24 protein-coding genes and 1 pseudogene are annotated in these 24,399 nt (G+C 65.5%); 10 read left to right on the top strand and 15 right to left on the bottom strand.

Translation table 11 applies throughout. From position 1 onward, the window contains the following. Window positions 1-87: 87 nt before the first annotated feature. The 5 genes and pseudogenes from MP11Mi_RS08410 to MP11Mi_RS08390 all read right to left on the bottom strand — a co-directional run bounded on the left by MP11Mi_RS08410 (window position 88) and on the right by MP11Mi_RS08390 (window position 4,621). The gene (locus tag MP11Mi_RS08410; protein ID WP_420041829.1) at window positions 88-465 is read right to left on the bottom strand and encodes a hypothetical protein; all 378 of its coding nucleotides are present in this window, start codon (window positions 463-465) and stop codon (window positions 88-90) included. Next, window positions 462-1,874, bottom strand: coding sequence for a recombinase family protein (locus tag MP11Mi_RS08405; RefSeq protein WP_420041828.1), 1,413 nt, complete (start codon window positions 1,872-1,874; stop codon window positions 462-464). Before MP11Mi_RS08405 ends, MP11Mi_RS08410 begins: the two co-directional genes overlap by 4 nt. Before the next feature lie 22 nt (window positions 1,875-1,896). Continuing rightward, window positions 1,897-2,520: pseudogene (locus MP11Mi_RS08400) on the bottom strand (ATPase, T2SS/T4P/T4SS family); the annotation flags it as partial. Then, window positions 2,517-3,566: a septum site-determining protein Ssd gene (gene ssd, locus MP11Mi_RS08395; RefSeq protein WP_420041827.1), complete on the bottom strand. Its 1,050-nt coding sequence runs from the start codon at window positions 3,564-3,566 to the stop codon at window positions 2,517-2,519. The pseudogene MP11Mi_RS08400 and the gene ssd, both read right to left, overlap by 4 nt. Before the next feature lie 104 nt (window positions 3,567-3,670). Continuing rightward, window positions 3,671-4,621, bottom strand: coding sequence for an esterase/lipase family protein (locus MP11Mi_RS08390; RefSeq protein ID WP_420041826.1), 951 nt, complete (start codon window positions 4,619-4,621; stop codon window positions 3,671-3,673). Window positions 4,622-4,955: 334 nt separating this feature from the next. Here MP11Mi_RS08390 and MP11Mi_RS08385 point away from each other — a divergent pair, with 334 nt between their 5' ends. Further along, the gene (locus tag MP11Mi_RS08385) at window positions 4,956-5,816 is read left to right on the top strand and encodes an HAD family hydrolase (RefSeq protein WP_420041825.1); all 861 of its coding nucleotides are present in this window, start codon (window positions 4,956-4,958) and stop codon (window positions 5,814-5,816) included. A gap of 370 nt (window positions 5,817-6,186) precedes the next feature. Here the strand turns inward: MP11Mi_RS08385 and MP11Mi_RS08380 are convergent, their stop codons facing one another. Then, window positions 6,187-6,939 (bottom strand): Fic family protein, encoded by a 753-nt coding sequence (locus MP11Mi_RS08380; protein ID WP_420041824.1) that lies wholly within the window; start codon window positions 6,937-6,939, stop codon window positions 6,187-6,189. A 305-nt stretch (window positions 6,940-7,244) separates the two neighbouring features. Between MP11Mi_RS08380 and acs the strand changes: the two genes are divergently transcribed. The 3 genes from acs to MP11Mi_RS08365 all read left to right on the top strand — a co-directional run bounded on the left by acs (window position 7,245) and on the right by MP11Mi_RS08365 (window position 10,860). Further along, window positions 7,245-9,185 carry an acetate--CoA ligase gene (gene acs / locus MP11Mi_RS08375; protein WP_420041823.1) on the top strand — a complete coding sequence of 647 codons (1,941 nt, stop codon included), beginning with the start codon at window positions 7,245-7,247 and terminating at the stop codon, window positions 9,183-9,185. A 186-nt stretch (window positions 9,186-9,371) separates the two neighbouring features. Beyond that, window positions 9,372-9,899 (top strand): phage holin family protein, encoded by a 528-nt coding sequence (locus MP11Mi_RS08370; protein ID WP_420041822.1) that lies wholly within the window; start codon window positions 9,372-9,374, stop codon window positions 9,897-9,899. A 22-nt stretch (window positions 9,900-9,921) separates the two neighbouring features. Next, window positions 9,922-10,860: an alpha/beta fold hydrolase gene (locus MP11Mi_RS08365; RefSeq protein ID WP_420041821.1), complete on the top strand. Its 939-nt coding sequence runs from the start codon at window positions 9,922-9,924 to the stop codon at window positions 10,858-10,860. A gap of 34 nt (window positions 10,861-10,894) precedes the next feature. On the opposite strand, the gene MP11Mi_RS08360 is transcribed toward MP11Mi_RS08365, so the two are convergent. From MP11Mi_RS08360 to nth, 4 genes are all read right to left on the bottom strand, one after another. Further along, window positions 10,895-12,106, bottom strand: coding sequence for a MarP family serine protease (locus MP11Mi_RS08360; RefSeq protein ID WP_420041820.1), 1,212 nt, complete (start codon window positions 12,104-12,106; stop codon window positions 10,895-10,897). Beyond that, entirely contained in the window at window positions 12,103-12,798 is a 696-nt protein-coding gene (locus MP11Mi_RS08355; protein ID WP_420042045.1) for an NUDIX hydrolase, read from the bottom strand. The genes MP11Mi_RS08360 and MP11Mi_RS08355 overlap by 4 nt, the downstream gene beginning before the upstream one ends. Window positions 12,799-12,875: 77 nt before the next feature. Continuing rightward, window positions 12,876-13,580, bottom strand: coding sequence for a TlpA family protein disulfide reductase (locus MP11Mi_RS08350; protein WP_420041819.1), 705 nt, complete (start codon window positions 13,578-13,580; stop codon window positions 12,876-12,878). Continuing rightward, window positions 13,577-14,263 carry an endonuclease III gene (gene nth, locus MP11Mi_RS08345; protein ID WP_420041818.1) on the bottom strand — a complete coding sequence of 229 codons (687 nt, stop codon included), beginning with the start codon at window positions 14,261-14,263 and terminating at the stop codon, window positions 13,577-13,579. The genes MP11Mi_RS08350 and nth overlap by 4 nt, the downstream gene beginning before the upstream one ends. Window positions 14,264-14,449: 186 nt before the next feature. Between nth and MP11Mi_RS08340 the strand changes: the two genes are divergently transcribed. Both MP11Mi_RS08340 and MP11Mi_RS08335 read left to right on the top strand, forming a co-directional pair. Then, on the top strand, window positions 14,450-14,719 hold the full coding sequence (locus tag MP11Mi_RS08340) for a hypothetical protein (protein WP_420041817.1): 270 nt from the start codon (window positions 14,450-14,452) through the stop codon (window positions 14,717-14,719). A 129-nt stretch (window positions 14,720-14,848) separates the two neighbouring features. Further along, window positions 14,849-15,523, top strand: coding sequence for a Crp/Fnr family transcriptional regulator (locus MP11Mi_RS08335; RefSeq protein WP_183369883.1), 675 nt, complete (start codon window positions 14,849-14,851; stop codon window positions 15,521-15,523). A gap of 100 nt (window positions 15,524-15,623) precedes the next feature. On the opposite strand, the gene MP11Mi_RS08330 is transcribed toward MP11Mi_RS08335, so the two are convergent. Genes MP11Mi_RS08330 through MP11Mi_RS08320 form a run of 3 tightly spaced genes read right to left on the bottom strand, consistent with a single transcriptional unit; the run spans window position 15,624 to window position 17,091 of the window. After that, window positions 15,624-16,439, bottom strand: a complete 816-nt coding sequence (locus MP11Mi_RS08330; RefSeq protein ID WP_420042044.1) for an MBL fold metallo-hydrolase — start codon at window positions 16,437-16,439, stop codon at window positions 15,624-15,626. 8 nt (window positions 16,440-16,447) lie between these two features. Beyond that, complete coding sequence (locus tag MP11Mi_RS08325; protein ID WP_420041816.1) at window positions 16,448-16,921, bottom strand: RidA family protein; 474 nt, start codon at window positions 16,919-16,921, stop codon at window positions 16,448-16,450. Window positions 16,922-16,926: 5 nt separating this feature from the next. Further along, a complete protein-coding gene (locus MP11Mi_RS08320) occupies window positions 16,927-17,091 on the bottom strand; it encodes a DUF4177 domain-containing protein (protein WP_420041815.1) in 165 nt (54 codons plus the stop codon). Between the two features lie 50 nt (window positions 17,092-17,141). Here MP11Mi_RS08320 and MP11Mi_RS08315 point away from each other — a divergent pair, with 50 nt between their 5' ends. Both MP11Mi_RS08315 and MP11Mi_RS08310 read left to right on the top strand, forming a co-directional pair. Further along, window positions 17,142-18,170 carry an ArsA-related P-loop ATPase gene (locus MP11Mi_RS08315; protein WP_420712855.1) on the top strand — a complete coding sequence of 343 codons (1,029 nt, stop codon included), beginning with the start codon at window positions 17,142-17,144 and terminating at the stop codon, window positions 18,168-18,170. Then, window positions 18,171-19,274 (top strand): ArsA family ATPase, encoded by a 1,104-nt coding sequence (locus tag MP11Mi_RS08310; RefSeq protein ID WP_420041813.1) that lies wholly within the window; start codon window positions 18,171-18,173, stop codon window positions 19,272-19,274. It abuts the gene before it with no gap. Between the two features lie 50 nt (window positions 19,275-19,324). Here MP11Mi_RS08310 and MP11Mi_RS08305 read toward each other — a convergent pair whose 3' ends face one another. Next, window positions 19,325-19,657, bottom strand: a complete 333-nt coding sequence (locus MP11Mi_RS08305) for a WhiB family transcriptional regulator (protein WP_236997938.1) — start codon at window positions 19,655-19,657, stop codon at window positions 19,325-19,327. A gap of 279 nt (window positions 19,658-19,936) precedes the next feature. Here MP11Mi_RS08305 and MP11Mi_RS08300 point away from each other — a divergent pair, with 279 nt between their 5' ends. Together MP11Mi_RS08300 and MP11Mi_RS08295 are read left to right on the top strand one after the other, a co-directional pair. After that, entirely contained in the window at window positions 19,937-22,360 is a 2,424-nt protein-coding gene (locus MP11Mi_RS08300; protein WP_420042043.1) for a penicillin-binding protein, read from the top strand. A gap of 55 nt (window positions 22,361-22,415) precedes the next feature. Next, window positions 22,416-23,393: a metallophosphoesterase gene (locus MP11Mi_RS08295; RefSeq protein WP_420041812.1), complete on the top strand. Its 978-nt coding sequence runs from the start codon at window positions 22,416-22,418 to the stop codon at window positions 23,391-23,393. Between the two features lie 18 nt (window positions 23,394-23,411). Here MP11Mi_RS08295 and MP11Mi_RS08290 read toward each other — a convergent pair whose 3' ends face one another. Further along, window positions 23,412-24,305: an ABC transporter ATP-binding protein gene (locus MP11Mi_RS08290; protein WP_420041811.1), complete on the bottom strand. Its 894-nt coding sequence runs from the start codon at window positions 24,303-24,305 to the stop codon at window positions 23,412-23,414. Window positions 24,306-24,399 lie beyond the last annotated feature (94 nt).

Genomic DNA, 24,399 nt, shown 5'->3' with positions numbered 1-24,399 from the left:
CTGCCAGGGTTTGGGGAACTAACCAGACCGCGCATCGGCGGCCGACGCTGTTCTATCTGGATAGAGCAGCAAAACCATCGTAGCGGACTACCGTTCGAAGTCGACAACCTTCGCGACGGCGCGCCGCAGACTGTCGATCGAGATCTCGGTAGCACCCTGCCCCGCGATCAGTGCCAGTACGAGCCTCACGCGGCCCCAGCGGACCGGGAGCGTGTCGCCGCAGCGAGGGCACTCGAACCGGTACCGGTCACGCTGCCGCCCGCCCGGACTCTGGTGCCCATTGGCGAGGTACTGTTCGAGGCCCGCGAGGTCGTCGCCTGAGAGTTGAACCCATTCGGATACGCCGGGGCGATGGCCGCCAACAACGGTCCATGTCTTTCCGCCACGCTTCCGGAAACGCTCGACGTGCCCTTGCTCACCTCGGCCTCGGCACGCGGCACAGTACAAGACAATTTCGTCGGTCATTGCTTCCACTCCATCCCGATCGCGTCGTAGTCGAACCGGCCGCGCATCGGCGTCCGGTTGATCGTCACGTCGAGCAGCGCGTCGAGGATTGCCCGCTTAGAACCGAGATCCAGCGCCGGTGTCGTGTCACTGCCGTACCAAGCCGCGGCAACGTCGGGCGAGTTCGCGATCGCACGAAGGGGATCGGTGAACGTCGCGGTACGGATCTGCTCAGCTATGCCAGACAACTGCTTCTCGATCGTCGACGTCGCGGTCGTCAGCTGGCGGGCCGTGACGCTCCCGGCCGCATACAGGCCAGCGAGTTCATCTTGCCGCGACGCCAGGGCCGACTGCTCGACGTAGAGCGCCGCGACGTCGACGGCCGGGGACTTCGGAGTGAGTAGTTCGAGCGCGTCCGGTTGAGTCAGCCGCGCGACCAGTACCGACTCGACGTACTCGTCGAGCTTGCGTGCGTTTCGGTTCACGTGAGCGATAGTCCCGGTCATCTCGCGTTCGATACACCGATATGCCGGCATCTTATTACCCGACGATGAGCAGCGGATCTGCCTGGTGCCGCATACGCCGCAGATGTAGAGACCTGAGCCAAGCCAGCGAACCTCAGCGCCGCGGCCACCGTTGGTGTCTCGGCTCGGGTCGGTGACGATTGTCAGCGCCGCGCGCCAGACGTCCTCGGAGACGATCGCAGGCCACACGGCTTTGGCGATCGGTTCGCCCTTGTGCATCCGGTACCCGGCGTACCGACCGTTCATGACGATCGAGCGGGCTTGTAGCGCCGTCCAGCGGTTCCCGCGGGCGGTAGGGACGTTCCGTCCGTTCAGTGAGTGAACGATCTTCCGCAGGCTGACACCGGCGAGTACCTTCTCGAACATTTCGCGGACGATCTCGGACTCGATGGGGTCGAGGTCGACGCCGTTGTCCTTGTAGCCGAACGGTCGACTACCACCATGGTGCTTGCCCTGCTCTGCGCGTTGACGGGCGGCGCGCGCGATCCGGTCTCCCTTGTGCTCAGATTCGTATCGAGCCCATGCTCCGAGCGTGCGAGCGACGGCTCGACCAGATGGTGTCGACAGATCCCACGCACCAGACTTCACAGTGTTCGTGACGACGCTTCGACGCTCGGCAATGTCGATGTACCGTTCGAGCTCCGCCGGGGATCGGTGAAGCCGATCGGGTGCCCACGCGACGACGGCCTGTATGTGTCCGGACTCGATCGCGGCGAGAAGCCGCTCGTACTCTGGTCGACGCTTGCCGCTGTATGCAGACCGGTTGTTGTCGACGAACACGTCGGTGACAGTCCAGCCGAGCGAGTCGGCGAGCGCGCGACAATCCTGCTCTTGCCGCTCGATGCCGAGCGCGGATCCGTCGCGGTCCTGAGAAATTCTCGCGTAAATGGCTGCACTTCGGCTCATAGCTGCTATTGTGTCACACATCGATGGTTGTATTCCCGGAGCCGGTACCGCCGACGATGAGGAAGGCGAGCCGTGCCGCGACCGCCTCACGGAGCAGGCCGGCGGCTTCACCGGGTATCGCTCCGGTCTTCACCAACGCGTCGAAGGTCTGCGTGGCGCCGCGAAGCACACGCAACGAGATGCATGTGCCGTCGACGGCCAGCGGCGGGATCACCGCGTGCAGGCGCACCGTCACGTCACGTCGACCGACTCCCGACAACTGCCCGTCGACCCACGGCTGGGCCTCATCGAGTCGTCTGCCCGCGCCGAGAGCGAGCCGACCCGCGAGTCGCCGCACCGACGCCTCGTCGTCGAACCGCACAGCGGTCAGTTCTAGTCCGTCGCCGCGGTCGGCCCAGACGCGGTCTGGGCCGACGACGAGGACGTCGGTGACGCCTGGCTCTGCGAGCAGTCCTTCCAACCGTCCCGCGCCGACCATCTCGGTCTGTAGGTACCGCAGTACGTCGAGCAGATCCGTGTCGCCGAGCAACCCGCCCGACTCCGCGCGGATCGCGTCCGCGATCACCGCGGGCTCGGGGCAACTCGTCTGTGTCGCCAACCTGTCGCGAACCCGTTCCAGCAGGTCGGCGCGTCCGACGGCGGTCATCGCGCAGCTCCCGCGTGCAGCCGACGGTAGACGTCCTCCGCGGCGACCGTCAGCGGACTACGACGCCGCAGCGACAACCCTGACGCCTCGCACCGCTGCGCGAGAGCCCGCTCGGGCCGATACCCGCCGAGCAGCGGCAACCCGATCGCGGCCGCCACGTCACTCGCCCGGAGCCCACCGGGCGACGGCCCGCGGACGACGAGCACGGCGTCCCGTTCTGGGACGAGCCGGGCGGCCGTACGGCGAGTCGCCGCGACCGAGTGGACAGACGCAGTGGTCACGACGACCGCGAAGTCGGCGCTGTCGACGAGAGCCGCAGCGACCGGCCCCGGTTCGCGGCCCACGTCGGCGACGACCACATCGCCTGCGCTCCGTCCGGCATCCACCACAGCGAGGACGGCGTCGGGCCGCAACGGTTCGACGTCGTCACGCGCGGATGTCATCACGCTGACGCGCCCGACGCCGGGCAGCGCGGCGCGCAACGCCGGCCCCGCGATGGCTCCGGTCTCGCCGGTGACGTCCGGCCACCGCAGCCCAGGTTCGTCCTCCACCCCCAGGATCAAGTCGACGCCCGCGCCGGATTGGTCGGCGTCGAGCAGCAGTACGCGTTCGCCGTCGCGCGCGGCGACCAGGGCTACCGCTGCGGCCAGCGAAGACGCACCCGCTCCCCCGTGCCCGCCGATCACGGCGACCGCTCCCGCGGGCTGCCGGACCGGCCGGCGGAACTCTGACAGCGCACCGACGAGGCCAGCTTCCTCGTCGGGGAGGACGAATCCGCCCTGCGCACCCAACGCGAGCCCGGTCTGCCACGCGCGTGGATCGTCGTCGGACGATCCGACGACCACCACGGCCGGACGTTTCGGTGGGTGCAGCGCGGCGAGGACCGCCGTCGCATCGGCGTCGACGACCACCGCGCACGAGCGCAGCCAATCGTGGCGGCACGATGCGGCGTCCCCGATCACCATCGTGTACCCGGCTGCTGCGGCGCAGCGCGCGAGGTCCGAGTGGAGCGCGTCGTCGGCGAGAACGAGCAGTACATCAGTCATGGCCTGATGATGCGGCGATCACCTCATGCCGAAAAGCACGTTATCCACAGGCTGGTATCTGACCAGGTCAGAGGCATCGTCCAGCGATCAGAAGTCCTGCACCGTCACCGAAGACTCTGTCCGGTGATCGGCGCGACGTACTCGCACGGCACAGTGACCGGATGCCCTGGGTCGAGCGCGTTGAGGACGAAGAACGCGGCGCGGCGCGAACTCACGATGGCCAGGTGGTCACTGAAGTCCTTGGCGCAGCCCTTCTGGACGACGACGTTGGTGACCGATTCGCCTGCGCGCGGCTTCACGTAACCCGAGGTGTACGGAACCACGAATTCGTCGCCGCGCGTCATGATGTTCGCGTAGTCGATGCCGCTGACGTACGGACTACCTCCGGTCCAGAGCTTCTTGTTCATCGCCGATCCGGCCACCATTCCGCCGCAGCCAGTGCAGACCGGCACGTCGATCGTGTCGAGCATGTTTCCGACATTCGGAACGGGAACCCCGTCCGCTGTGCCACGCCACAACGGTGCGAGCGAGACATATTTGGTGACCTTCTCGGCTCCGCGGAGGAACTTCACGTAGTACGTCGGCATGTATGTGCCTTGGGAATGCCCGACCAGGTCGACGGTCTCGGCTCCGGTGGCGGCGAGCACATCGTCGACGAAGCGGTCGAGCTGTCGAGCGCTGACGTCCTGCTTGTCCATGCCGCCGATCTGGTTGGCCGGCCACGGAACTCCGGGGATCGCTCCGTAGGTCAGGGCAAAGACGCAGTACCCGCGGTTGGTGAGGAGCGCCGGGTACGGACCCCAGTTGGTCGCCTGTGCACCGCCGGTTCCGTGCACGAGGACCACCGGGCGCGGATGCTCCGGCGTCGGCTTACAGCTGAAATCATTGGATCCAGGCAGCGACCCGCCTGGGTGCTGCAGTTCATAAGCGATTCCGCTCAGGAAGTTGTAGTTCTCCGGCAGCTTCTTATTCGGTGCTGCCGACGCGGGCCCAGCGGCGATGACGGCCAGCAACGCCGCACCGGCCGCGATCAACGAACGTTTGACGAGCTTCATCTGCGACCCCCGGTGCGCGTTACCAAGCACTTGCTCGGCGCATTCGAACCTACGCCGAGAATCGCGACAGATATGGGGAAACGTCTCAAAAATCCGGATGACTGCGCGAATCGGCAACACGACAACGGCGGAAAGACTGCAGAATAGGAGATGACCCCGGCCAGGGGGGAGGAGGCCGGGGTCATCAGCAGTTCAGCCCCGGGGGGTCGGGCTGAATGCTTCCGGCATTGCCGGACAAACCCAAAGTTACACGCGCCGACGCGAAGATTGCAAGTCCAACTATTAATCATTTGATGTTCCGTGGATCACATTTCGACGTTGTACGATATCGGATGTGACCACGGCAGAGCCTACGCGCATCGCCGCCTTCTTCGACCTCGACAAGACTGTGATCGCCCGCTCCAGCGCCCTCGCGTTCACGCGGCCATTCTACGAGGGCGGGCTCCTGTCGCGCCGCACAATGCTCCGCTCCGGGATAGCTCAACTCCAGTTCTTACTGACCGCCGCCGACGAGAATCACGTCGATAAACTGCGCAAACACGTGACCGACATGTCCACCGGATGGGACGCCGCGCAGGTGCGGTCGATCGTCGCCGAGACGCTCGACGACGTGGTGCGTCCGGTCGTATTCCCGGAGGCTCTCGAACTGATCGAGCAACACAAGGAGGCGGGCCACGACGTCGTGCTGATCTCGGCGTCGGGCATCGAGATGGTCGAACCGATCGGCGACCTGCTCGGCGTCGACATCGTGCGCGCCAGCATCATGCGCGTAGTGGACGGCCAATATTCCGGCGACCTCGACTTCTACTGCTACGGCGCCGAGAAGGCCACTGTCCTCGAAGATCTGGCGACCGAGCGCGGCTACGACCTGAGCCGTTGCTACGCGTACTCCGATTCCGCGACCGACCTCCCGATGCTCGATGCAGTGGGCAGGCCCGCCGTCGTCAATCCGGGCAAGCCGCTCCGCCGCCACGCCGCCGACAACGGGTGGGACATCCTCGACTTCGCCACTCCCGCGGCCGCCTCCCACCGTCCGAGTCCCAGCGTCATCGGACGGGGAGCCCTGTGCGCCACAGGGATCGGAGCAATCGCCGCCGCAGCGGTCATGTACCACCACCGCCACCAGGCCCTTTCACCTGCGGTTTCGTGCCGTCTGATCGATTCCGATCGATTTCTGCCGAACCCCTTGCAGTGACGACGGTCACAGGGTAAGAATGTGGTTACGGAATCACAGACGGCCAAGTTCAGACCGGCAGAGAAGGCCTGAACCCCCGGAATTGAGGTTCCCGGCACGGGCGGCAAGCACCCACGCGGAGCACGCCGCATTGGCAAAAGCGTTGTGCGCCTGCGAACCCTTAGCCACCATTCGTGAACTCACACAGGGAAAGCGTCGCTGTCTTTCGAGTACACGTCGAGGTGATTTTGGGAACGCCGAGGCGACCCACACAACCCACCCAGCACGCCTGGTAACTTTCGCTCGTGCTCGCGGGCGGTACCCCGGTCGAGATGACAATCGACCACCGGTACCGCCCGCAATCGTGTGCAGGTCAGCGGTTGTGTGCAGGTCAGCTGGCGGCCGCATCGGCGATCGATTTGGCTTCGACAGCTCCCGCCTCCATCGCCTCGCAACACAGGACGATCCACGTCCCGATAGCCGACGGGTCACCGGTGCCGAACGTCGCCGACAGTTCACGGTATTCGCCGATCCGTTTCAACCACGTCACTTCGGGGACGCCGAGCAGGTGCGGGTCCAGGCCTGTCGATGATGAGACCAGTCGTGACGCACCACGTGCGACCACACCGTTTCCTTCGGTGAACGGCGCCAGCGACAACAGTTCGCCGTGGACGATCGCGGCCAGGACCGGCGCGGGAACCGTCGTCCCGCCGGTGATGATCTGACTCAGGAAGTCGAGGCGCTGCGCGATGTGCGGATCCGACCGGGGACGCCCGAGCAGTTCAGGATCGTCGACGAGGCCCGCGGCGGCGAGCGTGTGCAGTCGGGCGAGAGCCTGTGCGGGGGCACGACGGAACACCGACACGAGCTGGTCGATTCCATCGGTGTCGAGAGCCTGCGCCACCCGGATCGCGCCTTCGGTGATCGGATCGTCAAACTGTGCGTCGCGCTGCAGTTCGACGCTGCCGCCTTCGATGGCAGCAGACGAACGACCCGCGCGCCACGACGCCTCGCGGGACGTCTTATCCCACCCGCGCAGGTTGGTGCGATGCCGATGCACCACACCTAGCGCGTCGCGCGCCGACTCCGACGCATCGCGGACGTCGGGAAGGTCGAGTAGCGGGGCCAGCGGGTCAACACTCACACCGGCCACGATATATGTGCCCGCCGTTCGCGTTCCGTTGCGTCGCCATCGGTGTCGACTCCGACCGTGTCGATAACAAACTGCGTCGACGACGCCACCTCGTCGTACCTCGAGCACTGTCCTCCCGTCGCGCCCGAACGACCGCTCATCGCGCGAGGGCTCCTGATGGCCGCTACCCGCTACGCGCTTGCAACGTGCGGTGACTACCCTCACATGTAAGCGGCAGCCAGCGCCAGACAACACTGTGCGCGGTGCGCGCGACGTGCTCCCAGCGCAGCAGTTCGACAAGGAAAGGCAGACCAGGAATGACCGAAGCCAGCAAGGTGTACCCGCCGTCGAAGGAGTTCGCCGACAATGCGAACGCGACCGTCGAGATGTACGACCGCGCCGACGCTAATCCCGACGAGTTCTGGGCCGAGCAGGCGCGGCGCCTGGACTGGACGACACCGTTCGGACAGGTCCTCGACTGGTCTAACGCTCCGTTCGCGAAATGGTTCGTCGGCGGCGAGCTGAACGTGTCAGTGAACTGCGTCGACCGCCACGTCGCCGCAGGCAAGGGCGACCGGGTCGCGATCCATTGGGTCGGCGAGCCGCTCGACGACACACGCGACATCACTTATAGCCAACTCAAGGACGAGGTGTCGCGCGCCGCGAACTATCTCTCGTCGATCGGCTTGGTCGCGGGCGACCGCGTCGCCATTTACATGCCGATGGTCCCCGAAGCGATCATCTCGATGCTCGCGTGTGCACGTCTTGGCCTGACTCATTCGGTGGTGTTTGCCGGCTTCTCGGCCGCCGCCCTGCGCTCGCGCGTCGACGACGCCGAGGCGAAGGTCGTCATCACTACCGATGGACAGTTCCGGCGTGGGAAGCCCGCCCCGCTGAAGGAGGCCGTCGACGAAGCTCTCGGTACCGGGGCCGATGCGGCGAAGTCGATCGAGAAGGTCATTGTCGTTCGCCGCACCAACCACGATCCGGATCTGAATTGGGTGCAGGGCCGTGACGTGTGGTGGGAGGACACTGTCGACGAGCAGTCCACCGAGCACGAGCCGGAGTCGTTCGACGCCGAGCATCCGCTGTTCCTGCTCTATACGTCGGGCACCACTGGCAAACCGAAGGGCATCGTCCACTCCTCGGGCGGCTACCTGACGCAAGCCGCGTACACCTTCCATAACGTGTTCGACCACAAAGAGGGCCGTGACGTCTTCTGGTGCGGAGCCGACATCGGCTGGGTCACCGGCCACTCGTACCTCGTGTACGGCCCGCTCTCGAACGGCGCCACCGAGGTGATCTACGAGGGCACCCCGAACTCGCCTGACGAGCACCGCCACTTCCAGATCATCGAGAAGTACGGCGTCACCACGTATTACATCGCACCCACCCTGATCCGCACGTTCATGAAGTGGGGCCGCGAGATCCCCGATGCGCACGACCTGTCGTCACTGCGGCTCCTCGGCAGCGTCGGTGAGCCGATCAACCCCGAGGCGTGGCGCTGGTACAGCGAGGTCATCGGCGGCGGGCGTTGCCCGATCGTCGACACCTGGTGGCAGACGGAGACCGGCGGCATCATGATCTCCCCGCTGCCTGGCGTCACCGCCACCAAACCGGGTTCGGCGATGCGGCCCCTGCCCGGCATCAGTGCGTCGATCGTCGACGACAAGGGTGCGGCCGTTCCCGACGGCGAACAGGGCTATCTGGTCCTCGACCGCCCGTGGCCAGGCATGCTGCGCGGCATCTGGGGCGACCCGGAACGCTTCAAGGAGACGTACTGGTCACGGTTCGCCGAGCAGGGCTGGTATTTCGCGGGCGACGGCGCTCGCTTCGACGAGGACCACGCACTCTGGGTTCTGGGTCGCGTCGATGATGTGATGAACGTGTCTGGCCACCGCATCTCGACCTCCGAGGTCGAGTCGGCGCTCGTCGCGCACCCCGCTGTCGCCGAAGCCGCCGTCATCGGCGCCGCCGACGAGACGACCGGCCAGGGCATCGTCGCGTTCGTCATCTTGATGGAGCACGCGACACCGGGCGACGACCTCGTCGCTGAACTTCGCCAGCAGGTGGCGGTCGACATCTCACCGATCGCCAAGCCGCGCGAGGTCAACATCGTTCCGGAACTACCCAAGACCCGATCGGGCAAGATTATGCGTCGCCTCCTCAAGGACATCGCCGAAGGCCGCGAACTCGGCGACACGTCGACCCTCGTCGATCCCGCAGTCTTCGAGGCGATCCGCGCCAAGCGGGCGTGATCGGCCCTCTGCAGATCGACCTACCTCACCCTGATCGAGCGAAGTCGCGACCTCGACTCCGCTCGATCAGGGCGCGCGTGGTGGAGCGACGACAGGCTTCATGCCCTCGATCCGCGTGTGGGCGTCGGATCGAAACCTCAGGCATGGCAACATGAAGGCCGACCAACGTCCAGCAAGGGAGAACTCGTGAGCGGCAATCAGGACACCTGGCCTCCGCAGCCCGCCGACGCTCCGCGCGTCCCGTCGATTCCGATGTCGGATGCCAACCTCGGCAAGGACGGCGAACCGACCATCGGCAACCTCGTCAAGGATGCGACGGCCAACGTGTCGACGCTGTTCCGGGCGGAGGTGGCACTCGCCAAGTCCGAACTCGTCAACGAGGCGAAGAAGGCAGGCGCCGGCACCGGTCTGATCATCGGTGCAGCCGTCCTCCTCCTGTATGCGAGCCTGTTCTTCTTCGTGTTCCTCGGCTTCCTACTCGACTTGTGGCTGCCGACATGGGCCGCGTTCGGCATCGTCTTCTTGGTCTTGCTGTTCGTGTCGATCGCCGCGATCGTCGTCGGCTACATCCTGTTCCGGAAGCTGCGGAAGCCCGAGAAGACCATCGAGTCGTTGTCGGAGATCAGCAGTGTGGTTCCGGGGCGGGAGAAGTCGGCAGTTGGCGGTGTCGCCCACCCGCAGATCCCGCCTGCACGTGATCCGATGAGCCGCTGACGGCTCCTCGCTGATCGACGAATTGAACAACAACACTCCCCCGGACCCCACGGAGGTCCGGTTCGACGGGCCCTGGCAGCACTTCGACGTGCGTGCGGGCGGCCTTCGTTTCCACGCGGTCGAAAGCGACCGGTCGATCGCCGACCGGCCGCTCGTCCTGCTCTTGCACGGTTTCGGCGAGTTCTGGTGGACGTGGCGTCACCAGCTTCCCGCGTTGACCGCTGCCGGATTCCGCGCAGTCGCCGTCGACCTGCGCGGGTACGGCGACTCCGACAAGCCTCCACGCGGCTACGACGGGTGGACGTTGGCAGGCGACACGCACGCGCTGGTCCGAGCTCTCGGGCATTCGTCGGCGTCTCTTGTCGGGCACGCTGACGGCGGTCTCGTTTGCTGGGCGACGGCCACCCTGCATCCGCGCGCCATCGACCGTGTCGTCGTCTTGTCGTCTCCGCATCCGCGGGCCCTCCGCCAAGGCGTTCTGTTCAACGCGGAGGAGCGTTCGTCGTTCTTGGCGCCATTCATCCACAACCAGCTCCCCAGGATTGGGGAACGCCGGCTTACCCGCGGCAACGGCGCGTTCATCGACGAATACTTCCACGCCCAGTCCGGCAAGGCGTGGCAGAAGACCGCGGACTTCGCCGAGGCCGTCGAACGCAACCGGCTGGCCATCCAGATCCCCGGCGTCGCTCACTGCAGCCTCGAATACCGCCGGTGGGCGTTCCGCTCCCAGTTCCGTCCGGACGGCTGGCGGTTCATGGAGGTGATGGACAAGCGCCTCGACCAACCGTTCCTGGCGTTGCGCGGCAGGGAGGACGAGTACATCCTCGATTCGTTGATGGCCGACAGCGAACACTGGGCTCGTAACTTCAGCTACCGCACGGTGACCGGTGCGGGACATTTCCTGCACGAAGAGGCACCTGATGCGGTGAACGCCGCGGTGCTCGAACACCTCGGCGGCTAACTTCTCGACTCCGCGCAGTCGGCGGGCAGCGCGCTCAGTGCGCGGACACGCACCGCTGCGTGTCTGCTTCGGCTGAACCCGAACGCTTCTCTGACTTCGCGAGGTCGCTCTGCACCTGGTCTGCGGTCAGGACGAAGCCGGTGTGGTCCGCGGGATTCTCGGACGCACCGAACACAACTCCCAACACCGATCCGTCGCGGTCGATCATCGGGCCACCCGAGTTGCCGGGCCGGATGCTCCCGCGGACCGTGTACACCTCGCGGGAGATCTGCTTGGCGTGCTGGTAGATGTCAGGTCCATTCAACTGCACGACGTTGCGGATCCGGACCGGCGTCACCGTGTACGGGCCGTTCTCCGGGTAGCCGAGGACGATCGCGTCGTCGCCCGTGTCGCCCGCGTCGGTCGCGAACTTGAGCGCCGGTGCTCGCAGACCCGGAACGTCGAGGACAGCCACGTCGTTGCGCGAGTTGAACCAGACGACCGTCGCATCGAGTTGACGTCCGCCGACCACCTCGACGCTGACCGAGTCGGTGCCCGCGACGACGTGCGCATTGGTCATCACCCGTTCGGGGGACACGACGAATCCGGTTCCCTCCAACGCCTGCCCACAGCTGCGGGCGACGCCGTTGATCTTGAGGACACTCGGCTGCACCTGCTGCACGACCGGGAGGTCGGCCAGCCGTTGGTCCGGCGCGTTGACGTTAGCTACACGTGTCTCGCCGAACGGCCCGATGACTTCCTTGATCCCGGACGAGTCGATGAGGTCGGTAAGTTCGTTCGGCAGGTTGTGCATCCACTGCGGGGCAACCGCGTCGACGCTCTCCACCACTTTCGAGCCAGCGACGGCGTCCGAGATGCGGACTTGTTCAGAGCTAGCGAGCGGAAACGACAGCAGCCACGCGGCCACGAAGATCGCGATCGCCTGCAACACCGAGCCGACCCCACTGTCGACGTGCTGCAGTGTGCGCGAGTGGATGCTGCTTCGGACGGCGCGGCCCAACACCATGCCGGACAGCTCGCCGACCACGATGAGCACCACGATCAGCATCACACCGACCACGAGGCGCAGCCGTTGGTCATCGAAGTGTTCGATCACCAGCGGCGCCAACAGGACGCCTGCGACGGCACCGATCATGACACCGATGAACGCGAGCGCGGACGCCGCAGCCCCCTGCCGATAACCGCTGATCGCTGCGAGCAGTGCGACCGCGAGGATGATGAGGTCAACCCACAGCGACCCGCTCACCGGGGCGGCTCCGCAGCGAATCCGGACACTTGACGCCCGCCGGTCTCGGAGATCATCTGTTCCAACGGCCGGACGTCGTCACGATCCCACGGCACATCCCAGCCCGCGGTCTCCGAGATCGCGGCGAGCAACCCGCCGGTGAAACCCCAGATCAGCATGCCGTCGTAGACGAACGCGGGGCCCAGGTAAGGCGCCATGCCGGGGATCTCGCGGGTCACCTGACAGCGATGCTCCGGGCTCAACAGTTCCCGCAGGTTCACGCGGGTCACCCGCGCAGTTTCCCCTTCGTCGACGACGCTCACCTGCGAAGGTCGCGACCAGTGCGCGAGGACTGGCGTCACTTCGAACCCCGAAGGCACGGGGAAGGTTGGCAGAGCGGCGAGTACATCGACGCCATCAGCGACTAGCCCGGTTTCCTCCCACGCTTCGCGGAGCGCGGTCCCGACCGGATATTCGTCGCCGGGGTCCCGGGCCCCACCGGGGAACGCGATCTGTCCGCCGTGGGTCCGCAACGTCGTCGCGCGCTCGGTCAACAGGATGTCGGCGTCGGCCGGGACGCCGCCCGGATAGTCGGCGGCGGCGTCGAACGCTCCGCCGAACAGGACGAGCACGGCCGCCGACCGAGTCGCGACGAAGTCCGCCGCGATCCGGGCACGGTCGCCGCCCCGCTTGAGGACCTTCTCGTTGATCATCGACAGGTCGTCGGTGACGGTACGCAGCCATTCGGGTACAGCCGTGCGGGGCACCAGAAGATTCGAGGCATGTCGACTCACGATGCCTCCCCCACGTCGACGCCGAGATGTTCGCGGACCGCCGAAGTCAGATCCTCGTAGGTGTCGAAGACGCGCGGCAACACTGCGGCGACGGTTCCGTCGGCGCGGACCATCACCGTCGACGGAAACACTCGCGGCGCGGCGACCGCCTTCGCGACGTCGCCGTGCGGGTCGGTCACGACCGGCAGATGCGCGTTCAACTCCTGCAGGAACTTGAGCACGAAGTATTCCTTGTCCGCGCCCTCCTTGGCATGCACTGCCAGCACGTTCAACCGGTCACCCGCCTGGGACGCCAGCCGGTCGAATAGCGGGAGTTCCCGGCGGCACGGCAGGCACCACACCGCCCACATGTTGATCACCAACGGTCTACCTGCGGTGACCGCACCGAGGTCGACGATTTGTCCGTCGGCCATGCACGGCGCCGAGACGCCAGCGAGCACACCGGTGGCGGGCCCACTTCCACTCGGACACGCCGTGAGGGCGGCCGCCACCCGCGCCTGCGTCACCTCGTCCGCCGACGCACCCGCATCGGTCACTCCTGAGGTCGGAGTCGACGAGCCGGGCGCGGGCGCCGACTCGGGCTCGCTGCCGCCGCGTGGCCAGAGCGCAGCGACCAGCGCGATCATGACGACCACGAACGCGATCATCGCGCGCATTCCCGGCTGAGCCAACACCTTCTTCGCGGTGCCGAGCCGACTCATGTGTTCATCCCGGCAAGCTCCAGAAGATGCTCGGTCTCCGGCCCCTTCACGAGTGCGGCAGCCTTCATCGGATCGAGCTGTCCCTCCCCGTACGACGGGCAGTCCTTGGCGAGAACACAGACACCGCACGCGGGAGTCCGCGCGTGGCAGACGCGCCGCCCGTGGAAGATGATCCGGTGCGACAGATCAGTCCACTCCTTGCGTTCGATGAGTTCCCCGACCACACGTTCCACCTTCACCGGGTCCGTCTCGTCGGTCCACTGCCAGCGTCGGACGAGCCTGCCGAAGTGTGTGTCCACGGTGATGCCCGGAACACCGAAGGCATTGCCCAGCACCACGTTCGCGGTCTTTCGTCCGAATCCAGGCAGGGTGATGAGTTCCTTCAACGTGCCGGGCACCTCGCCGTCGAACCGTTCGACGAGCCCCTGTCCGAGACCGATGATCGAATTCGCCTTGTTCCGGTAGAAGCCGGTCGAGCGGATCATCTCTTCGAGCTCGGTGCGGTCGGCGCTCGCGTACGCGAAGGCATCCCGATACCGCGCGAACAATGCGGGAGTCACCTGGTTGACGCGGACGTCCGTGCACTGCGCCGACAGGATCGTCGCGACAGACAGTTCGAGAGGCGTGGTGAAGTCGAGTTCGCAGTACACGTGCGGAAACGCCACGTGAAGGGTCCTGTTCATCCGACGTGCTCGTCGGGTCAGGCCCAATCGGGTCTCCGGTTTACGGCTGCTCACAACATCCCAGGTTAGCGGTCGCCGCCCCACCCGCGTCTGCGCCCGCGCCGCGAGCGACGATGTGGTCACAACTCGGTGACGACGGGCCGTCTCGTTTCACCCTCGCCGCGACTTCGTGTTGACTGGGGAACCATGCAAGGACTGGCCGTGCTTCTGATCCCCCCGTTGCTGATGCTGTTCGCGCTCGCGATGGAGAAGGTGCAGAACGGTTTGGACCGATTGTCCGTCGGACGTGCGCACGTCGAAGAGTTCCTCGACACGGCGGACGAGACCGACGTCGGCAATCTGGCGAAGGACGGTCTCCCCGCCGCGTTGGACGAACTGCGTCAGCGACGGAACAACGACGAGGTGGGCGAGCCAGTCATTCCGGCTGGTTCCGATGCTCGCAACCGCGCGAGTTGATAGATTCAAAATTCAGACATTGCGCACCATTGTCAATGCCTGCCGCGCGAGTGATCAATTCAACAACTATGATTTTTGTCAGTAGTGTTGATCACTGAACGTGCGTTCGGAATAAGAGAGGTTCTTTAGGTGGAAGAAGTACTCGCCAGGGCAGGCATTTTCCAGGGGGTTGAGCCCACGGCTGTAGCTGCACTCGCAAAAGAGTTGCAGCCGGTCGAGTTCCCTCGCGGTCATGTGATCTTCCACGAGGGGGAGCCGGGCGACCGACTGTTCATCATCCTCTCGGGCAAGGTCAAACTGGGCCGGCGTTCGCCGGACGGCCGCGAAAATCTGCTGACAATCATGGGTCCGTCCGACATGTTCGGCGAACTCTCGATCTTCGATCCGGGCCCGCGCACGTCGTCGGCCACAACGGTCACCGAGGTCCGCGCCGTCACCATGGACCGTGACGCCCTCAAGAAGTGGATCAAGGACCGTCCGGAGATCGCCGAGCAGCTGCTGCGAGTCCTCGCGCGCCGTCTGCGACGGACCAACAACAACCTCGCCGACCTGATCTTCACGGACGTCCCCGGTCGCGTCGCCAAGCAGTTGCTCCAGTTGGCGCAGCGCTTCGGCACGCAGGAGGGCGGCGCGCTGCGCGTCACCCACGACCTGACTCAGGAAGAGATCGCGCAGCTCGTCGGCGCATCGCGCGAGACGGTGAATAAGGCACTCGCCGACTTCGCCCAGCGGGGTTGGCTGCGACTCGAGGGCAAGAGCGTCCTCATCGCCGACTCGGAGCGACTCGCGCGACGAGCCCGCTGACCGGCGGCTAACAGCTGTACTACTCAGCCCGGCGGATCGCCCACCGATACGGTGGGCAGTCCGCCGGGCTGAGTGCGTTTCGTCGATCCGGCAGCAGCGGTCAGAGGGTCCGCAGATACTCCAGTTGCGCTTTCACGCTCATCTTGGCTGCCGGCCACAACTCCTCGTCGACGTCCGCGTACACGGTCTTGACGACCTTCATCGGCTTCACCTCGTGCGGCGACTTTCCGAGTTCACTGAGGGCCTCGCGGATCTGCTCAAGCCGCTCCTCACGGTGCTGCTTGTAAAAGCGCGCGACCGGACCGAGTTCGGCGTGGTCCGGACCGTGGCCGGGCAGCATCGTGACGTCAGACGCCTCAACGATCAACCGATTCAGCGAATGGAAGTAGTCGCCGAGCGTCCCGTCTTCCGGGTCGAGGACCGTCGTCCCTGACCCGAGGACTGTGTCCCCGGTGAGAACGGCGCGCTGTCCGTCGCACTCGACTAGAAAGCTGGTCGAGTCGAAAGTGTGTCCAGGTGTATGCATGACGGTTATCCGCAACCCGGCAGCTTCGATCACTTCACGGTCGGTCAGCCGCGGCGCATCGAACGAGAAGTCCGACGAGTAGGCGCGTGTCGGAGCCTCGGTCATCTTCCGGAATCGTTTGAGGGCACCCACGTGATCGTCGTGGCGGTGCGTGAAGAGCGTCAGCTCCACCTCGCCCGCCTCGTCGAGCACATTCGTCAAATGCTCACGATGCTTACGCGGTCCCGGGTCGACGACGACGGAGCGCTGCGCTCCGGGTGCTCGCAGAATCCACGTGTTGGTTCCGTCGAGCGTCATCATGCCGGGGTTCTCACACAGGACGACCGACGCGAACGGAGTCACCTGGCGAGCCCGCCCGTAGGCGGGATGGGTGAGTTCGGCGGCGGCCATCTCCTCGCTCACCGAACCTGGACGACCAGCTCGACCTCTACGGGCGCACCGAGCGGGAGTTCGGCGACGCCGACGGCCGACCTCGCGTGGACTCCGGCGTCGCCGAAGATCTCGCCAATCAGGTCGGACGCTCCGTTGATGACGCCGGGCTGGCCGGTGAATCCGTTCGCCGAGGCGACGAAGCCGACCACTTTGACTATGCGCACCACCGCATCGATACCGACTTCGGCGTGCACGGCGGCCAACGCGTTCAACGCGCACTGACGCGCCGCCGTGTTCGCCACGTCAGGTCGGACGACGCCCTCCGCGCCCTCCGAAACCTTGCCGGTGACGTCGAGAACACCGTCGACCACCGGCAACTGGCCTGATGTGTAGACGACGTCGCCGACACGCAGCGCGGGTGTGTAACTGCCGACGGGCGCGACCACGTCAGGCAAGGTGATGCCGAGTTCCGCCAATCGGGCGGTCCACTGTCCGCTCACAGCCGTCAGCCTTTCGGGCGTTTCAGGTACGCGACATGCTGTTCACCGGTCGGACCGGGAAGCACGCTGACGAGCTCCCATCCGTCCGATCCCCACTGGTCCAGGATCTGTTTGGTCGCGTGCGTGAGCAGCGGAACTGTCACGTATTCCCAGGAAGTCGGTGCTGTCATGTCGCTCACCTTATCGGTTAACGAACTGTCACGTCGGCGAGGCCGATAAGGTGAACGGCGTGGTCGAGAAACATGTGACGGACGGTCCCACGAGGCAGTGGTCCGATCAGGCCCGCCAGGCACGACTGCATTTCGTGTCGGGCAAGGGCGGAACCGGCAAAACGACAGTCGCCGCCGCGCTCGCGTTGACGTTGGCCTCGCGGGGCCAGCGTGTCCTCCTCGTCGAATGCGAAGAGCGCCAGGGCATCGCGCAGCTCTTCGACACTCAGCCGCTGCCGCCGGTTGACACTCAGGTCGCGACGCTTGAGGGTGGCGGTTCGGTGTGGGCGCTCGCCCTGCAGATCGAGCACGCACTGCTCGAGTACCTCGACATGTTCTACAACCTCGGGTTCGCCGGCCGCGCGATCAAACGTGTCGGCGCGATCGACTTCGTCACGACGGTCGCACCGGGCCTGCGCGACGTCGTGATCACCGGCAAGGTGAAGGAACGTGTCATCGCCCTCGATAAGAAGGGGCACCGCCTCTACGATTCGATCGTCGTCGACGCGCCGCCGACCGGACGCATCGGTAACTTCCTCGACGTCACCTCCGCGATGCGGGACCTCGCCAAGTCCGGCCCGATCCGCAAGCAGAGCGAAGGCGTCGCAACGCTCCTGCACTCGGCCGACACCATGGTTCACCTGTGTACCCTCCTCGAGGCGATGCCGATCCAGGAGACCGTCGAAGCCGTCGACGAACTGCGCGCCAAAGGCTTGAACATCGGTTCGATCATCATCAACCGTGTCGAAACCGCGCACCTCCCCGACGACCAGCTCGACGCGATCGCCGAAGGACGGATCGACGCCGACCAGGTTCGCTCGACGTTGACCGATGCGGGGGTCGCGTTCACCGACGACGATCTCGCCGGGCTGCTGACCGAGTCGATCGACTACGCCTCACGCGTCCAAGCCCAGCAGGTGGCGCACGCCGAACTCGACGATGTCGACGCCCCACAGATCTCCTTGCCGACCATCGATCAGGGGATGGATCTGGGCGGCGTGTACGAACTCGTCGACGTGCTGAAGAAAGCGGGAGCCTGAATGCCTGACCTGAAGATGGGTGCGGTGCTCGCCGACCCGAATACTCGCGTGGTCATCTGCTGCGGCTCCGGCGGCGTCGGCAAGACGACGACGGCCGCGTCGATGGCGCTGCACGCCGCCGAGAGCGGCCGCAACGTGGCCGTCCTGACGATCGATCCGGCGCGTCGTCTCGCGCAGTCACTCGGCGTCAGCGAACTAACCAACGAGCCGCAGCCGGTTCCGATCGCGAGCGCGGCGGCAGCGGGCGGGTCGCTCGACGCGATGATGCTCGACATGCGCCGCACCTTCGACGACATGGTCGTCGAGCATTCGACACCTGATCGCGCGGAAGCGATCATGAACAACGCTTTTTACCAGACTGTCGCATCGTCGTTCTCCGGCACTCAGGAATATATGGCGATGGAGAAGCTGGGCAGGCTCCTCGACGAGGACCGGTGGGACCTCATCATCGTCGATACTCCCCCGTCGCGGAACGCCCTCGACTTCCTCGACGCACCGCAACGTCTCGGATCGTTCCTGTCGGGCCGGCTGATGAAGATGCTCGTCGGCGGCGGACGCGGTGTTGGCCGCGTGGTGACTGGCGCGATGGGCATCGCGATGCGCGGCATCTCGACGATCGTCGGTGGCGACATTCTCCGCGACGTCGCGACCTTCGTACAGTCATTGGACTCGATGTTCGGTGGGTTCTCCGAACGCGCCGAACGAACCTATTCGCTCCTGAAGCGTCCGGGCACGCAGTTCGTCGTGGTGGCTGCTCCGGAGGCCGACGCACTTCGGGAAGCGTCATTCTTCGTCGACCGCTTGTCAAAGGACACGATGCCGTTGGCCGGCCTGATCGTGAACCGCACACATCCGAATCTGACGTCGTTGCCGACACCTGCTGTCGAAGCCGTGTTGAGCACGGTCGACGACGACCTGACGCGCGGAGTCCTACAGGTGCACGTCGATCGCGCCACCATGGCTAAACGCGAACTCCATCTGCTGCAACGGTTCACGTCGTCGCACCCGAGCGTCCCGACCGTCGGAGTACCGGCGTTGCCGTTCGAAGTGGCCGATTCGGACGCGCTCCGCGCGGTGGCCGAGCAGATCATCAGCCGCGGCTAAGACCCGGTCAGCCAGAAAAGGCCCGGCGCATCAGCGCCGGGCCTCTCACGTCAGTTATTGGTGTCGGGGACGGCACCGATCCGCTGCCTGCGACGCTGCGCTTCGAAAAACGCCGCCCAGGAGGTGACCTCCGGGTGCTGGCGGAGCAGCGCGCGACGTTGGCGTTCGGTCATGCCACCCCACACGCCGAATTCGACCCGGTTGTCGAGTGCGTCGGCACCGCACTCCATCTGCACCGGGCAATGTCTGCAGATCGTCGCAGCCTTGCGCTGCGCAGCCCCTCGGACGAACAGGTCGTCCGGGTTCCCGCCGCGACAGCGCGCTAGCGAGACCCACGTCAGTCGAGTGTCAGTATCTCCGGACGGCAACGGTGCGAGAGTCATTGCGCGATCCCACCTTTCACAAACCCATCGACACGAACCGGCGCTCGGCACGCGCATAAGATCTCTTCAGTGAATCCACCCTACAAATCACTTATTTGTGGGGTACCTCACGTCCATCACACTATTGAGACCCCTATCGCAAATCAAGTCGGATCGGCGAGCGGAAGGTATCGAAGGGTCGATCAGCCAGGTCGCTACCGCGATGAGATTGCATTCACACGTATCCTGGCGACCGTGCGGAAGACATCGAACCTAGTCGGCCTGGCCGTAGCCTGTGTCATGGCGGGCGTCCTAGTGGCCGGCCTCCTCTTCCCCGTCGCAGGCGGGTTCGGGGTGCTGACCAACCGGGCCGCCGCAACGATGGAGAACAGTTCGTCGGAACTGCTCAGTGGCACCGTCCCCGAAGTCACGACGGTCACTGACGCTGCGGGCAAACCCATCGCCACCCTGTTCGACCAGTACCGGTACCAGGTCGGCTATAACGACATCTCCCAGGACATGGTCCGTGCGATCATCTCGATCGAGGACCGCCGTTTCCTCGAGCACGACGGCGTGGACTGGCGCGGCACGATCCGCGCGGCGTTGAAGAACTCGTCGTCGGGCGAAGTGCAGCAGGGTGCGTCGACGCTCGACCAGCAGTACATCAAGAACTACCAACTGCTGGTGTTGGCGCGGACCGAGGCCGAACGGCAGGCAGCCATCGAGACGACGCCCGCCCGCAAGCTGCGCGAGGTCCGGATGGCGCTGACGTTGGAGCAGACGCTCGCCGATCAAGCCAAACGCGAACAGGGACTCGACGACGCCGCTGCCAAGCAAGACGCGAAGAAGCAGGTCATCACCCGTTACCTGAACGTCGTCCCGTTCGGTAACAACGCGTACGGCATCGAAGCCGCGGCACAGACGTACTTCGGCCATTCGGCGAAGGAACTGACGGTCGAGCAGGCAGCGATGCTCGCAGGCATGGTCCAGTCGAGTTCGGCGCTCAACCCGTACACCGATCCTGAGGCGACCACCAAGCGCCGCAACACCGTGCTCGACACGATGATCGGCAACTTCCCGGAGCGAAGGGCCGAGCTGACGGAGGCTAAGACGAAACCGCTCGGCGTCCTGCCCTCCCCCCGCACTCCCGTCCAGGGCTGCATCGGCGCGGGCAACGACGGCTTCTTCTGCGACTACGTCCTGCAGTATCTCGCCGACAACGGCATCTCCCGCCAGACGGTGATGCGCGGCGGCTACGTCATCCGCACCACCCTCGACCCGCAGGTGCAGGAGTCGGCACTGCGCTCGGCCAAGGCGCAGGCGAACCCACACACCACCGGTATCGCCAATGTGATGAGCCTGGTCCGCCCGGGCAGGCAGTCGCACGATGTGGTGTCGATGGTGTCCAGCCGCGACTACGGACTCGACGCGGCGAAGGACCAGACTGTGCAGCCGCAGCCGTTCTCGATGGTCGGCGACGGCGCGGGTTCGGTCTTCAAACTGTTCACGACGGCTGCCGCGATGGAGAAGGGAATGGGCACCGATGCGGTACTCCCCGTCCCGTCGAGTGTCGCCCTCTACGGGATGGGCGACAGCAACGGTCTCAACGGCTGTCCCGTCAACGCGTACTGCGTCAAGAATGCGGGCGCGTACGCGCCGAGCGTGTCGGTGACGCAGGCTCTCGCGACGTCGCCGAACACTACGTTCGTCCAGCTGCTCCAGCAGGTCGGCGTGAAGCCTGCCGTCGACATGGCGGTGCGGCTGGGGCTCCGTTCGTACAACTCCCCCGGATCGTCCGGCAATGGCGATCAGAGCCTCGCCGAGTACATCAAGAAGGGCAACTTCGGTTCGTTCACGCTCGGCCCGTTCGCGGTCAACGCGCTCGAACTGTCGAATGTCGCGGCGACGCTGGCGTCCGGCGGCGTCTGGTGCCCGCCGAACCCGATCCAGTCGATCCAACAGGTGAAGCGCGATAAATACGGCAACCGGGTGATGGATGAGAACGGCAATCCGGCGCTGGCTCCGGTGCCGTTCACGCCGCCCGCTTGCGAGCAAGTAGTCGACTCGGGTCTCGCCCACACCCTGGCGAATGCGATGAGCGAGGACGACCGCGGAAACGGCACGTCAGCGGCCGCTGCCGCGTCGACCGGCTGGTCGCTCCCGTTGTCGGGAAAGACGGGAACCACGGAGGCACACCGGTCGGCAGCGTTCGTCGGGTTCACCAATCAGCTGGCGGCCGCGTCGTACGTGTACAACGACGGTCCGACCCCGACCGGCATCTGCACGGCGCCGCTGCGTCAGTGCTACGACGGCGACGTCTACGGCGGTTTCGAGCCGGCCCGCACCTGGTTCAACGCCGTGAAGCCTGTCGCAACCAAGTTCGGTCCGGTCGCGATGCCGCCGAAGGATCCGTCGTACGTGGTCGGTAGCGATCGTGGACGGATCCCGAACGTGAGCGGCTTACCTGCCAGCCAGGCGACGTCACGCCTGCAAGAGGCGGGGTTCAAGGTGAACGAGTTGGAGGTCGACAGCGGACGTCCCAAGGGCACCGTGGTGTTCACCGCTCCGTCCGACAGCGCGATGCCCGGCAGCACCATCGCCATGTACGTGAGCAATGGGCGCGGATCGGAGAAGAACGACGGTGCCGGAAGGACCGGCTCGACGCAGAAGACTGTCGAGGTGCCCGGCGTGGGGCCCGTGGTGATCGAAGTCCCTGACGAGTGACCTGAGATCTACGGCGGGCAGCGCCGTCGTGGCGGACAGCGCTATCTTGGATGACATGGATTCTGCTTCCGACACAGGCATCTCCGCGACGAGCCTGGCACGACTGTCCGTCGGCGCGGCAGGTGCCGCGGCGGCGGGTCTGCTCTATTCGACGGTGATCGAACGCAACGCGTTCGCGTTACGCCATGTGAGCGCCCCGCTGTTGGAAGCCGGATCGTCGCCGCTGCGGGTGCTGCATATCAGCGATATCCATATGACGCCGCACCAGCACCTCAAGCAGGCGTGGATCTCCGAACTCGATTCGCTCGAACCCGACCTGGTGATCAACACAGGCGACAATCTGGCGCACCCTAATGCTGTCCCGGCTGTGGTTCAGGCGCTCAGCGGACTTTTGTCGCGGCCGGGCCTGTTCGTGTTCGGGTCGAACGACTACTTCGGGCCGAAGCCCAAGAACCCGTTCAAGTACTTCAAGAAGGACCACAAGAGGACGCACGGCGAGCCGTTGCCGTGGCAGGACCTGCGCGCGGCCTTCATTGAACGAGGCTGGCTTGACGCGACGCACACGATCCGCGAGATCGAGGCGTCCGGTGTACGCATCGCGGCTGCGGGCGTTGACGACCCGCACATCGAACGGGACCGGTACGAGACGATCGAGGGGCGCCCGAATCCACTCGCCCAACTGCGCCTGGGTCTGACTCATTCGCCGGAGCCACGCGTCTTGGACTCGTTCGCCGATGACGGCTACGACCTGGTGATGGCGGGCCACACGCACGGCGGACAGCTCTGTGTCCCTGGATATGGCGCGGTGGTCACGAATTGTCACATCGACCGGTCACGCGTGAAGGGCTTGTCCCGATGGGGTGCCGAGATGGCTCTGCACGTGAGTGCGGGCCTAGGCACGTCGCCGTACGCGCCGGCCCGTTTCAGCTGTCGGCCTGAGGCGACGCTCTTGACCTTGACGCCCGTCTCCGATGGCGGCCATGACGCCGACATCGATCTGCAACTCCCCAGCCTCCAGGGCGTGCCCGTCTAGGGCTACCTGGACACGCGGTCACACGTTGGTGTGACTGCGTCCGATCGGCACGATCATGGGTCGGTCGCTGACGGGGTCGTCGACGACACGTGACCGGAGACCGAACACGTCGTGGAGGAGTTCCTCGGTGATCACCTTCGACGGCGGCCCCTGTGCGATAACGGCACCGTCCTTCATCGCGACGAGGTTGTCGCTGTAGCGGACTGCGAGGTTGAGGTCGTGCAGCACCATGAGGACGGTGCGGCCTTCCTCGTGGAGGTCGTCGACGAGGTCGAGGACGTCGAGCGCGTGCGACAGGTCGAGGAAGGTGGTCGGCTCGTCGAGCAGGATCATGTCGGTGCCTTGCGCGAGCGTCATCGAGATCCATACGCGCTGCCGCTGTCCGCCGGACAGCGAGTCCACGGTGCGGTCCGCGAGGTCTCGGATTCCAGTCTGGGCGAGCACTGCGTCGACGATCTCGTCGTCCTCCGACGACCACTGCCGCATCCAACTCTGGTGCGGGTGTCTGCCGCGCGCGACGAGGTCGGCGACGGTCAGGCCCTCGGGCGCGATCGGTGACTGCGGTAGCAGGCCGAGCTTGGTTGCGACCTCTTTGGTGCGGTACTCGGCGATGTCCTTGCCGTCGAGCACAACCGAACCCGACGACGGCTTGATCAGGCGAGCCAGAGTGCGCAGCAGGGTGGACTTTCCGCAGCCGTTGGGTCCGATGATCGTGGTGATGACGCCGGTCGGCACGTCGAGGTCGAGGTCACCGATGATCGGCTTCCCGCCGTAGCCGGATGCTATCGAGTGGGCCGCCAGTCGCGTGTCATCGGGGAAGGTGCCGATCGCCGCGAATTCCTGAGCATCTCGGACGGAGGACGGGCTGCCGATCGCTGCCGGGACGGGCGCGACTGCCTTGCTCATATCCATAGCTAGTAATGCTAGCCTTGGCTCCCTTTTCTCGGCGACCTCGACCCGGCTCCGACTTGCGCACGACTCGCGAATCGGACACCGCGGCGATGCA

Origin of the sequence: Gordonia abscondita (assembly GCF_032711245.1) — a bacterium.
Lineage (GTDB): Bacteria > Actinomycetota > Actinomycetes > Mycobacteriales > Mycobacteriaceae > Gordonia.
This window is presented reverse-complemented; position numbering and strand designations above follow the sequence as displayed.